The following is a 12,492-nucleotide window of genomic DNA, read 5'->3' as shown; positions in this document are numbered from 1 at the left end:
CAGGGGGCATGCCGTCTGCTGGGCCGCGCTGAAGACAGGAGGTCTCCGATGATCACGCTCTATGGCTTTCCGTTGAGCAATTATTACAACAAGGTGAAGCTCTCCCTGCTCGAGAAGGGGGTCCCCTTCGTGGAGGAGGTGGCGCCGCCGTCCCAGGACGCGGCGTACCTGGAGAAGAGCCCGCTGGGCAGGATCCCGTTCATCGCGAGGTCGGGATCGGCTGGCTGTCTCATCGAGTCCCAGGCGATCATCGAGTACATCGAGGCCATCGGACCGAAGGAGAGCCGCCTGCTGCCCGCCGACCCCTGGGAGGCGGCGCAGTGTCGCGCGATCATGTCCGTCATCGACTCCAGCATCGACACCCCGGTTCGCCCGGTGCTGCCCGCGGTGCTCTTCGGCCAGAGCGCGGCGCCGGATCAGGTGGCCCGCGCGGAGCAGGGCGTCCTGCGCGGCATCGGCGCCCTCCAGCGCATGGCGAAGTTCAGCCCCTATATCGCCGGCGCGGAGCTCACCTACGCGGATCTCGCCGCGATCACGGTCATGCCGATCGCCAGCGTGGTGCTCAAGGCGCTCACCGGCAAGGACCCTTACGACGACTGGCCGCAGCTCCAGAGCCTCTTCGCGCTGCTGCGGCAGCGCCCCCACGTCCAGAAGGTCGAGGCCGAAGCCGCCAGGGCGTTCCAGGACTTCATCGCCAGGCGCAAGTGACGCGCTCGATGTAGTGAGATCTGCGCCCGCCGCCGACCAGCGCGTCGATGCGACCCCGAGCGCGACGGGCCGCAGGGACACGCGCCCACGGACCGTGGTATCGTGCTCATGCAATCCTGCGTGACACACGCGTCCGCCGGAAGTCCTCGCCGTCTCGGGGGTCTCGCGCCCGACATCATCGTGATCCCGGGGTCTGCGGCCCACGCGCGGCGGTGAAAGGAGAGCTATGCACAGGCCCTTTGCATTCGTGCTCGCTGGCACATTGCTTCTTGGCTTCTCGTCGACGGCTCACGCGAAGCGCTCCATCCTCGTCGAGGGCGCGCGGCTGCACGGCGCCAACGGGATGAACGTTGGACCGGATGGCAAGCTGTACGTCGCGAGCTTCCTCGGAAACGAGATCGCCGTCGTCAACCGCAAGAGCGGCGCCGTCGTGCGCCGGCTCGACGGGTCGGACGGGGTCGATGGCCCCGATGACCTCACGTTCGGACCGGGCGGCTCGCTCTACTGGACCTCGCTCATGACGGGGAACGTCGTGCGGCGCTCGCCGTCGGGCGACATCACCCAGCAGTTCGTCGCGCCCGGGGTCAACCCCATCACCTTCTCCGACACGGGGCGGCTCTTCGTGGCCCTCGATTTCCTCGGTGACGCGCTCTACGAGGTCGATCCCGCGCTGTCCGATCCGCCGCGCCTCATCACGCGCAACCTCGGCTTCCTGAACGGCATGGACTGGGGCCCCGACGGCCGGCTGTACGGGCCGATCTGGACGCAGGGCCGGGTGGTCAGCATCGATGTGGACTCCTGCACCGACGCGGTCGACCCGGAGCTGGAGTGCGATGTCCAGACGGTCGCGGACGGCTTCTTCATCCCCGCGGCGGTCAAGTTCGACGGGCTCGGCCGGCTCCACGCGGTCGATCAGAACGGCGAGGTGGTGCGGATCGACGTCGCGACCGGCGACACGGAGGTCCTCGCGGTGCTCCCCGCCGGCCTCGACAACCTGGCCATCGACGCGCAGAACAAGCTCTATGTCTCGAGCGCCGCCGACGGCTTCGTCGTCCGGATCGAGCCGAACGGGCAGGCGCGCACGCTGCTCCCGGGCGGCATGATCCTGCCCGGCGGCGTGGCCGTGGTGAGCCAGGGAGGCGCCGAGTCGGTCTATGTCGCAGACCTGGCGTCGCTGCGCGAGTTCGACGGCGACACGGGCGCTCCGCTCGACGTGACGAAGTCGTTCCTGGGCGTCACGGAGTTCCACGCGCCCGCCACGGTGTACGCGGACGGCGCGTCGCTGATCCTCAGCGCGTGGTTCGCGGGCGTCGTTCAGGTCTACGACCCGGCGACGGAGACGGTCCTCGAGACCCACACCGATTTCGCCTCGCCGCTCAACGCGGTCCGGCTCCAGGGAGATCTCGTGGTGGCCGAGCTCGGCGCGGCGCCGGGCGCGGCGCGCGTCGTCCGCAAGACCAGCGGCGGACTCGAGACGCTCGCTCCGATGACCGTGCCCTCGGGCCTCGCCGTGTCGGGCGGCGATCTCTGGGCCGCCGACTGGGCCACGGGCGCGGTCCTCCAGCTCGTGTCCGGCGGCGTGACGCTCTCCCCGCCGTTCGAGGTGGCCGCCGGCCTCGACCAGCCGGAGGGGATGGCCGTCGATCTCGACGGCACCCTGCTCGTCGTGGAGAGCGGCAGGCGCCGGCTCCTGCGCATCGATCCGTCGACCGGGCACACCACGGTCGTGGCGAAGCGCCTCGAGGTGGGGCTCGACGCGATCACCGCGACCGTGCCGACCTTCGCGATGAGCAGCGTCGCCGTGGGCCCGTCGGGCGCGATCTACGTCTCCGGCGACGAGGGCAACGTCCTCTATCGATTCTGAGGGGGATCACCCGCGCCCCCACGTCATCGATAAGAAGTGTGAAGCGAACCCGGTCACCGGCGGCGAGGGCTGCCGGATCAGCGGCCTCGCTCAACGGCCCTCCGGTGCCCCGGGGCGGGCGTCGTGAATCGACCTTGACATTCGCACATCGTTTTGGTTCTCCCTCCTCCTTCGCGGTGAGGCTGCGGAGATCGGGCACTTCGGGCTCACAAGGAGGCAACCGTGGCGGATCGTCAGTTCATCCAGGTTCGCGGCGCGCGCGAGAACAACCTCAAGGACGTCTCGCTCGACATCCCCAAGCAGAAGATCACGGTGTTCACCGGCGTGTCTGGATCCGGCAAATCCTCGCTGGTCTTCGACACCATCGCGGCCGAGGCGCAGCGCCAGCTCAACGAGACCTTCACCGCCTTCGTGCAGGGCTTCCTGCCGCATTACGGTCAGCCCGACGTCGACCGCATCGAGCACCTGAACGCGCCGATCATCATCGATCAGAAGCGGGTCGGGGGCGGCTCGCGCTCGACGGCGGGCACCTACACGGACATCGCCGCCCTGCTGCGGCTGCTGTTCTCGCGCATCGGCCAGCCCCATGCCGGGGCGGCCTTCGCCTTCTCGTTCAACACCCCGCAGGGGATGTGCCCGGAGTGCGAGGGCATCGGCAAGACCGTTCAGCTCGATCTGGACAGGCTCCTCGATCGCAGCAAGTCCCTGAACGGCGGTGCGATCCTCCACCCGGATTTCAAGGTCGGCAAGTGGATGTGGAAGATGTACCCGCTCTCGGGCCTCTTCGACAGCGACAAGCCGATCGAGGACTACACCGCCGAGGAGCTCCACGCCCTCCTCCACGGCGCGGACGTGAAGGTCTCCTTCGGCGAGTTCGGCTCGAAGTACGAGGGCCTCGTCGAGCGCTTCACCCGCATGTACCTCAAGAAGGACGCGGCGGCGATGTCCGAGCGAAACCGCGCGGTCTTCGAGCAATTCACCACCTCGCAGACGTGCCCGGTGTGCCGCGGCGCGCGGCTCAACCAGGCCGCCCTCGAGTGCAGGATCGACGGCCGGAACATCGCCGAGCTCTCCGACCTCGACGCGACGGAGCTCATCAGGTTCCTCCAAGGCCTGACCGATCCGGTCGCCGTGCGGCTGAGCGCCAGGCTCATCGAGCGCTTGCAGCACCTCGTGGACATCGGGCTCGGTTATCTGAGCCTCGGCCGGGAGACCTCCACCCTGTCCGGCGGCGAGTCGCAGCGCGTGAAGATGATCCGGCACCTCGGCAACAGCCTGACCGAGATGCTGTACATCCTCGACGAGCCCAGCGTGGGCCTGCACGCGCGCGACGTCGCCCGCCTGAACAGCCTGCTCCAGAAGCTGCGCGACAAGGGCAACACCGTGCTTGTCGTCGAGCACGATCCGGACGTGATGGCGATCGCGGACCACGTGGTCGACATCGGCCCGAAGGCAGGGGTGCACGGCGGCCGGGTGGTCTTCGAGGGGAGCCATGAGGCCCTCAAGGAAGCTGACACGCTGACAGGCAAGTTCCTGAAGCAGCACCTGCCGATCAAGCAGCAGGTGCGTCAGCCCACCGGACAGATGGTCATCAAGGACGCCACCCTGCACAACCTGAAGAACGTCACCGTGGGCATTCCCACCGGCGTGCTCACGGTCGTCACCGGGGTCGCCGGCTCCGGCAAGAGCACGTTGATCAACGATGTCTTCCTGGCGCAGCACCCGGAGGCGATCGTGATCGACCAGTCCCGCGTGACGGCGAACAGCCGCTCGGCCCCTGCCACGTACACCGGGATCATGGACGACATCCGGCAGGCGTTCGCGAAGGCCAGCAAGGTCAGCGCGTCGCTCTTCAGCTTCAACTCGGAAGGGAGCTGCGAGAGCTGCAAGGGTCTCGGGGTGGTGTACACCGATCTGGCGTTCATGGAGGGCATCGTCTCCACCTGCGAGATCTGCGAGGGCAAGCGCTTCAAGGCCGAGGTGCTGGCGTACACGCTGCGCGGCAAGACGATCAGCGACGTGCTCGACATGACCGTGGAGGAAGCTCTGGCCTTCTTCTCTGAGAAGAAGATCAAGGCCGTGGTCAAGGCGATGAGCGACGTGGGGCTCGGGTACCTGAAGCTGGGCCAGCCGCTCAGCACCATGTCGGGCGGAGAAGGGCAGCGGCTGAAGCTCGCCACCGAGCTCCACAAGCAGGGCAGCGTCTACGTGATGGACGAGCCCACCACCGGGCTGCACCTCTCCGACATCGGCCTGTTGATGGGCATCATCGACCGGCTGGTGGACGCCAGGAACACCGTCGTCCTGATCGAGCATCACCTCGACGTGATCCGGCAGGCCGACTGGATCATCGATCTCGGCCCGGAAGGGGGCAGCGCCGGCGGCGAGGTGCTGTTCGAGGGGCCGCCGCAGGAGCTGAAGCGCTGCGAGCGGAGCATCACGGCGCGGTTCATCTGAGGTGACCGCACGGGGGGCGAGGCGCTCGGCGTCCCCGGGCGGAGGGTCCTCCGCGCGTTCATGATCTTCCGCCGGCCGAGCCGCTCAGGCGGTCAGCGTCCGGTGTAGGAAAAAGTCTTTACTATCGTGACCTCCTCGGTCTATGACGTCGCCTCGCCCCGAGCGGCGCCGCAGAGAGGACATCTCGGCGGCGGCGCCCCCCTTGCACCACGCGCCGAGCCCCGGACGTGCCGTGTGCGAGAGCCGCGAGCGGTGTGGTCTGCCAGCTCGATGACACGAGCTCGGATCACCAGGGCACGACGCGTGGCACGCCTGCAGGAGCGATGCTACGTTGCCGGTTTTGATAGCCGTCCTGCACATCCGGAGCGGCGTGCTGCAATGTCAGGCGCTCTCCGTACATGCGCATAGGGGCAATGCTTATCAGCGCAGCGTGAGGGCGGCGCACAGGGCGTGTAGAGCACGGCCTCGCGAGAGGCCCTGAAGGAGATCCTTGCGATGAGGCGAATGACCGGCGTGGCATTCCTTTTATCCGCTGCTGCATGCAGCGTCGCCCACGATGGCGCGGGGCTGGACGAGCCGACGGCGGAGGGGCGAATCAACCTCGAGATCAGCGGGCGCTACTCGGTGTCGATCCGCGTGGATGATCGGGGGATGTCCCACGTCACCGCAGGGGACGAGGTGGCCGGTTACGGCGGCCTTTGCTACGCGATGGCGCGCGACCGGCTCTTCCAGATGGACGAGCTGCGCCGGAGCGCGCAGGGGCGACTCGCGGAGATCTACGGGCCCGGCGACGACAACAGCGTCCTCGATCAGGACCTCCTCGCTCGCGCGCAGAACCTGTCCGCGTTCGCCGCAGCGCGCTACGCGGCGGCCGCCTCGCGGACGAAGCGCATCCTGCAGGGGTGCGCCGCGGGCGTGAACCAGTACATCGCCGACGCGAAGGCCTCCAGCGGCGGGCTGCCGATCGAGTTCCAGACGCTCGGATATCAGCCGGATCCGTGGACCCCCGAGGACAGCGTCCTCGCCTACATCTACGTGGGAGTCACCTTCGACACCCTGACGTGGTTCACCAAGCTCGAACGTGCGGCCGTCGCGGCCATCGCCGGGACGGAGGTCGCGACGACGCTGATCAAGGAGGCCCCGGACACCGTGTCGATGTTCGACGCGGCGGGCAACCTGAACCCGATCTCCCAGTTCCTCGTCCCGCCCGGCGCGAGCGCGCCGACGGCGACCATCGTCAACCCGCCGCCGCCGTCTTGCCTGGCGGAGGCGCGCCGGACCGTCGGGCAGGCCCCGCGCATGGCGCTCGCCAGCGGGCGCGCGAGCAACGCGTGGGCCGTCGACGGACACCTCACCTCGACCGGCAAGCCGCTCCTCGCGACCGACCCGCACTTCCCCCACACCACCCCGTCCGCCGTCTATGTGGCTCAGCTCAAGGTGACCGGGCAATACGACGTGGCAGGGTGGATGGTGCCCGGGTTCCCCGGGTTCCTCAGCGGACACACCGAGCGCATCGCCTGGGTGCCGACCTACTCGCTCTTCGACAGCGTCGACCTCTACGTGGAGACGCTCCGCGCGGCGTCCGGAGGAGGCCAGGAGGTGCTCGTGGGCGGCCAGTGGAAGCCCGTCACCCGGCGCGTGGAGACGATCCGCGTGAAGGGGCAGCCGAACGTGCAGCGGACGTTCCGCGTGACGCCCCACGGGCCTGTCCTCAACGACGGTCTGGAGGGGCTGGAGTCGTTCGGCACCCTCGCGCTCAAGTCGACGGCGGGCCAGCCGGCGTGGAAGGTCGACGGCTTCTTCGAGATGCCGGCGGCGCTGAACTGGACGCAGTTCAAGGCGGCGGCGCTGAAGCAGAGCATCGGCTGGAACTTCATCTTCGCCGACTACGAGGGCACCCACGGCCACATCGGCTACCAGAACTCGGGCCTCGCGCCGCAGCGCCAGAGCCCGCTGAACGCGCTGTATCCGGTGCCGGGGACGGGAGGACACGAGTGGACCGGGTACGCCACGAACGCCGAGCTGCCCTCGGTCTACGATCCGCCCTCGCACCTGCTGGTGACGGCGAACCACCGGATCGTCCCGCGGGGCTATGCGCCGCAGGGGCGCCCGGTCCACCTCGCCAACTACTGGGACATGCCCTGGCGCGCCCAGCGGATCACCACGCGGCTGACCTCCGCGACGGCGCCGCTCACGCCGCAGGACATGGCGTCGATCCAGCTCGACACGCAGACCACGATCGGTCTGCCGCTGCGCGACAGCTACGTGGCCGCGCTCGGGCGCGTCGGGCTGCCGGCGGACGATCCGAGCGCCGCCGCGGCGGTGGCGGCCCTGCAAGCGTGGAACGGGAGCGCGGCGGCGAGCAGCCAGGGCGCGGCCGTTTACGAGATGCTCACGTTGATCCTGCTGCGCAACCTGGTGAGCGACGTGATCGGCCCCGACGAATACGCGTCCTTCGCGCCCAGCGTGTTCCTCACGAACCAGCTCGCCGGCTTGATGGACGCCCTCGAGAACCCGCGCGCGCCGTACTTCGGCATCACCGCGGGCGTCGATCCGGGGGCGGCGCGGGACCAGGCCGTCCGCGCGGCCCTGGGCCAGGCAGACGCGATGCTCCGCGACGCCCTGGGCTCGGACGTGAGCGCCTGGACCTGGGGCGGGATCCACACGCTGACCTACAACCACCCGCTCGCGGGCGACGACGCGCGCTTCGCCATCGGCAGCTTCCCCGCGGAGGGCGACGTCGCGACGGTGAACATCGGCGGGTGGTTCGGGAACATCGGTGTCCTGGGGCTCCCGCCCGGCGAGTTCGAGGGTGCAGGCGGGGTGTTGGCCGCGCTCGATCAGGACTCGCTCAGCGCGACGCGGATGATCTGGAACCTCGCCCCGCTCGACGGCTCGCTCGGGGTGATGAGCACCGGCATCAGCGGGGATCCGCGCACGTGCCACTACGCGGATCACGCCGAGGCGTGGAGGTCGGGTCAGATCTTCACGGTGCCGTTCACGTCCGCGGCGATCCCCTGAGTCGACGAGGGCCGGAAACCAGGCACTACGGCTTCGCGCGGAAGGTCGGGGCGCCACGCACGGCGATCTTCTCCTCGTCGATGGGCAGCTCCTTCCAGGGCTTCACTTCCTGCAGGAGGCCGAAGTCGAAGGACCAGAAGTGCGGTGCGCTCCCGGGCTCGAGCAGGGTGCAGCAGTAGTCGGTCACGGACCCGAACCATTCCACCGTGATCGCCTCGCTGCACGAGAGAGAAATATCGTCCTCCACCACGCGCCAGGGCACGACATCCATGGATTGCAGCCGACGCGCCCTGGACTCGGCTGCGGGGGCGAACCGGAGCTCATGCTTCAACCGCCGCCGATTCGCCCCGGATGCACCTGCGCGAACGAACCGGGTATTGCCGAGATGCCCCCACTTGTTGAAGCTGAACTCCAGCTCCAGACATGGCCACACGGGCAGACGATAGAACATCCTCGTGGTCCAGAACTCGGAGTCCTCCACCGGCGCCGGCGCGATGCGCCGGGGCGCCCCGAGGAATCGAGGGATCACGTCGGCTTCACGCAGGCCCCCGTCGTTCCCTTCGCGGAAGCTCAGGCCCACGTCCGCGACCATCGCGTTCGCCGCGTCGACCTCCGATGGATCGACGCCCAAGAGCTTCAGGCCCTTCGCCCTGCCCGCTCTGTTTCGCATCTGCGACATGAGATGAACCTGATATGCAACGACAGGCCTCATGGCCACACCCCCGTCTCATCACATGAGAATCCGCACGTCTCGACCACGCGTCGACGTCCGCCGACCGCCCCTGCCGGCCCCTTCCGGCGAGCGCCGCCCGCGCGGGCGGGACCGGACGCCCCGGGCGACGCGCTACCCGGCCAGCAGCTTGTCGCGAAAGAGCTGAAGGACCCGGTCGAGCGCGGCGCGCGTCGGCTCGCCAGGAGCGTCGATGAGCCCGCCGGTCAGCACCGAATGGTGCTTCTTGAGGGGCCCCTCCGGGTGCCCGTCGGCTTGCTCCAGCTCCACGGCGACGAACCCTTCCCCGAGGCGCTCGCGGAGGAGCTGAAATCGCTCCCCCGGCACCAGGGGATCGCCCTTGAAGCGCAGCCCGATCACCCGGAGACCCTCCCGGTCGCAGCGCTGCGCCACCGCGTCGAGGGTCGCGGCGTCACAATCGATGGTCCGCCGCCCACCCTTCGTGAGCGCGACAGGGAGCGACGGCTGCGACATCACGGGCGCCAGCACCCGCGCGTCCGCCGCCATCGCGAGCGCGAACCCGCCGGTGAAGCACATCCCCACGACGCCCACGCCCGGCCCGCCGCAGCGCTGGTGCTCCGACGCGGCGAGGGCCCGGAGCCAGTCGACGACAGGCGACGAGCGCCCCGTCGCGAACACGGTGAACTCCTTGCTGATGCAGGCCCTCACCATCGACGAGAGGGCGTAGAGCGCGCCCGTGACGCCCGGTCCCAGCGGGTCGCGTCCAGGGGTGCCGAAGAGGCTCGGCAGCACGGCCGTGCAGCCGAGCGCCACGACCCTGTCGGCGAACCCGAGCACCTGGGGAGAGATCCCGGGCATCTCGGTCAGCACGAGGACGGCAGGCCCCTTCCCTTTACGATAGACGTCATGCGCGACGCCTTCATGCGTGAAGCGCTCGCGCTCGAAGGTGGCTAGATCGCCCTCCGGCGCCTTGGGTTTGCTCGGTGCGATCACGAGAACACTGCATCACACCACGTGCGCGCGGTAAAGCCCCTCTCCAGCGGAGCTCCAATCCGTCCACGGTCGAGCGCCCATGGAGGAGCCATGGATACGGCGTCGCGAGTTGGCATCGCTCCTCCAGCGGCAGGAGCGGCTCCGGCTACACCTCGGCGGAGCGCTTCCCGGCATCGCCGGCCTCCGCAGGCGGCGCCGCCGGCGGGAGCGGGGTCGCCCCGCCGATCCACGCGAGCGCCCTCCGCAGCCGCTCCTTCGCGTCGCCCTCGACCACATCGCCGTGGGCGACGACGACGCGTTCGAAGTCCCATGCGAGGATATCGGCGACGCTCCGCGCGGCCGCGGCGCGGTCCCTCATGAGCAGGCGCCACACGTGGTCCTGCGCGGTCTTCTTCCAGGCGCCGCCGAGCCAGAGGAAGACCTTCATGCCGAAGTTGCGGACCTCGTGCACATTGAAGAGGAGATCCGTCACGACGAGCGTCCGCGACCGCGCGTGCAGGAACACGTGCTCCGTGATGTACGGCACGCCCTCCACGAGGCGCACGCCGAGATCGTCGCCGATCTCCGGCGCCACGCCGGACCGGGGGAGCGGGGTGAAGCGAAGGCCGGAGAGCTTCTTCTCGAGCCCGGGCGCCCCGAGCACGCTCGCGCGCGGCCAGCGCTCGGAAGCGGCCTTCAGGAAGAGGTGGTGGAGGCGGCTCGGGGCGACGAGGGCGCGCACCTCGCCGAGCGCGTCGATCGCGGCGGCGGCGGCGTCGTCGAACGCGAGCGGCGAGTGGATCACGATGCCTCCGTCGGCCCGCCTCACGACGGTCGTCCGCGACGGCAGATGGCCGAACGGCATCCTGAGGTCCTTCTCGTACGCCCACACGTCCTCGGCGATCGCTCGGAGCACGCCGACATGCAACGCGCGCCCGGCCGCTCCGTCAAGGCACCTCGACGCGCCTCGGAAGCGGGCTTCTTGCTCGACGACAGCCCGAGCGAGGCGCGGCGAGGGGCGGTGTTGCTGATGATGTAGCGCGCGAGCTCGGCGTGCTGGATCTGGGACCAGCCCCCGAGATCACGCTGGATCTCGAGGGCCTGATTTCACATCCACATCCGCGCCACCACGCCGTACGTCCCGGGCCCCGGGGACATGCCGACGTCGCCGCCGCCGAGGAGGATCTGATGCCCGGAGATCACCCGCACCGTGTGCAGCACCCCGAACTCGCCGAGGTCGACGGGGAGCACGCCGCCGTCGCCGAACGCCGGGTCGAGCGCGCCGCCGCACGTGTACCGCGCGAGCAGCGGCGTGGCCGCGTCGCCGCCGTTGCCCGCGACGACGACGGCGCCGCCCGGGAGCAGGACCATGTCCTCGGCCAGATCGTCGCCGCCGGTGGTCGGCCACGCCGCCACGCCGGCCTCGCCGAACGCGAGGTCGGGCGCGCCGTCCGGGAGGAAGCGGCGGACCTGGAAGTCGCGGGCCCCCGCGGCCCCCGCGTCGCCGGCCACCACGACGGCGCCGCCAGGCGAAAGCGCGACCGCGACCGCGCGCTCGTCGATCCCGGGGTCGCCGGCGACGATCACGCCCCGGTCGCCGAAGGAGCCGTCGAGCGCGCCGTCCGGGAGGAGGCGCACCACGACCATGTCGCGCTGGCCGTCCCGCTCGGCGGAGCCCACCACGACGAGGCGACCGCGGAGATCGATCGCGACCGCCTCGGCGACCGAGGAGGGCCCCAGCGCCACGCTCCGGTAGCCGTGCGGTCGCGCGAACGACGTGTCGAGGGCGCCGTCCGCGGTGGCGCGCGCGATCAGCAGGCGCCCGTCGCGCTGGCCCACGGCCACGATCCGGTCGTCGCGCGCGACGAGGCCGGCCCGGATCACCTCGTCTCCGCCGAGGTCGAGCAGGCGCTTGCCGCCGTCGCCGAAGCTCGGGTCGAGCGACCCGTCCTTCGCGTACCGCGCCAGCGCCACGTCCGCCGAGCCGCCCCCGAACCGATCGCGCCAGCCGACGGCGACGATCGCGCCGCCGCGCTGGTCCCCGACGCCGGCCAGGTACACGTAGTCGCCGGTCGAGGCGGCCCACGAGGTCATCACCATGCCGCCGTCTCCGAACCCGGGGTCGCGCGCGCCGTCCCCGGTCAGGCGGGCGACGCGGAAGCGGACCCCGCCGAGCCCGCCCTGGCCCCAGCCGCCGGCGACGATCTCGCCGCCCGCGACGTCGAGCCTGAAGAAGCCGCCGTCGTCGTCGGCGCCGAAGCGCACCCGCGCCATCCCGGTCCCCTCTCCCCCGAACGAGGGGTCGAGCTGACCGGCGAGCGCGCTCGGCTCCGCACCCGCGCAGCGGAGGGCTGCGCCGGCGGGCGGCGCGCTCGCGGCGGGCTCCTCGGCGAGGAGGTGACTCGGGACGAGCAGCACGACCATGGCAAGAAGAGATCTCATGAGACGATCTGTTGGGCGCGCAGCGGGTGGTGTCAAACGCGGCCGACAGCGGCCACTTCGCGGTTCCGCCCCGGCACGCCGGAGCCCTCGGGACGCCGGCTCAGGAGCACGCTGACGCCTCGAACGGATGCTCCGCCCCCCTCGCGCTCACGCGCCGTGTCGCCCTCCCCCACCCAGCCGAGCATGACACGAGGTCCACGCTCGGCGCGCCCGGCAGCCACGGTCGTGCCCGCCGCCGCAGCGATCCTCCGCCCGGCGCCGCGGCGGCGCGTGGCATCCTCCGTGCACTTGCCGCAGCCGTCGCGCCGGCGCTCGTCGCAGCGCGCATCGAGGGCAT

The 12,492-nt window shown here is 70.3% G+C and carries 8 protein-coding genes; 4 read left to right on the top strand and 4 right to left on the bottom strand.

Features of this window, described 5'->3' with window-relative positions:
* The first annotated feature begins 48 nt into the window (after positions 1-48).
* From WME96_RS00555 to WME96_RS00540, 4 genes are all read left to right on the top strand, one after another.
* The gene (locus WME96_RS00555) at positions 49-708 is read left to right on the top strand and encodes a glutathione S-transferase family protein (protein ID WP_437288233.1); all 660 of its coding nucleotides are present in this window, start codon (positions 49-51) and stop codon (positions 706-708) included.
* Between the two features lie 226 nt (positions 709-934).
* Positions 935-2,572 carry a hypothetical protein gene (locus WME96_RS00550; RefSeq protein ID WP_437288232.1) on the top strand — a complete coding sequence of 546 codons (1,638 nt, stop codon included), beginning with the start codon at positions 935-937 and terminating at the stop codon, positions 2,570-2,572.
* 222 nt (positions 2,573-2,794) lie between these two features.
* Positions 2,795-5,029 (top strand): ATP-binding cassette domain-containing protein, encoded by a 2,235-nt coding sequence (locus WME96_RS00545; protein WP_437288231.1) that lies wholly within the window; start codon positions 2,795-2,797, stop codon positions 5,027-5,029.
* 513 nt (positions 5,030-5,542) lie between these two features.
* A complete protein-coding gene (locus WME96_RS00540) occupies positions 5,543-8,050 on the top strand; it encodes a penicillin acylase family protein (RefSeq protein WP_437288230.1) in 2,508 nt (835 codons plus the stop codon).
* Positions 8,051-8,075: 25 nt separating this feature from the next.
* Here WME96_RS00540 and WME96_RS00535 read toward each other — a convergent pair whose 3' ends face one another.
* The 4 genes from WME96_RS00535 to WME96_RS00520 form a co-directional block, all read right to left on the bottom strand.
* The gene (locus WME96_RS00535; protein ID WP_437288229.1) at positions 8,076-8,729 is read right to left on the bottom strand and encodes a hypothetical protein; all 654 of its coding nucleotides are present in this window, start codon (positions 8,727-8,729) and stop codon (positions 8,076-8,078) included.
* 165 nt (positions 8,730-8,894) lie between these two features.
* Positions 8,895-9,734, bottom strand: coding sequence for a dienelactone hydrolase family protein (locus WME96_RS00530; RefSeq protein ID WP_437288228.1), 840 nt, complete (start codon positions 9,732-9,734; stop codon positions 8,895-8,897).
* Positions 9,735-9,879: 145 nt separating this feature from the next.
* Positions 9,880-10,629, bottom strand: coding sequence for a DUF4336 domain-containing protein (locus WME96_RS00525; RefSeq protein WP_437288227.1), 750 nt, complete (start codon positions 10,627-10,629; stop codon positions 9,880-9,882).
* Between the two features lie 191 nt (positions 10,630-10,820).
* Positions 10,821-12,155, bottom strand: coding sequence for a hypothetical protein (locus WME96_RS00520; RefSeq protein WP_437288226.1), 1,335 nt, complete (start codon positions 12,153-12,155; stop codon positions 10,821-10,823).
* Positions 12,156-12,492: the final 337 nt, after the last annotated feature.

Source organism: Sorangium sp. So ce406 (genome assembly GCF_051474675.1).
GTDB classification, from domain to species: domain Bacteria; phylum Myxococcota_A; class Polyangia; order Polyangiales; family Polyangiaceae; genus Sorangium; species Sorangium cellulosum_G.
This window is presented reverse-complemented; position numbering and strand designations above follow the sequence as displayed.

Coding starts and splice junctions, on each gene's coding strand:
- WME96_RS00555 (WP_437288233.1), top strand. CDS start 49: ATGATCACGCTCTATGGCTTTCCGTTGAGCAATTATTACAACAAGGTG.
- WME96_RS00535 (WP_437288229.1), bottom strand. CDS start 8,729: ATGTCGCAGATGCGAAACAGAGCGGGCAGGGCGAAGGGCCTGAAGCTC.
- WME96_RS00550 (WP_437288232.1), top strand. CDS start 935: ATGCACAGGCCCTTTGCATTCGTGCTCGCTGGCACATTGCTTCTTGGC.
- WME96_RS00520 (WP_437288226.1), bottom strand. CDS start 12,155: ATGAGATCTCTTCTTGCCATGGTCGTGCTGCTCGTCCCGAGTCACCTC.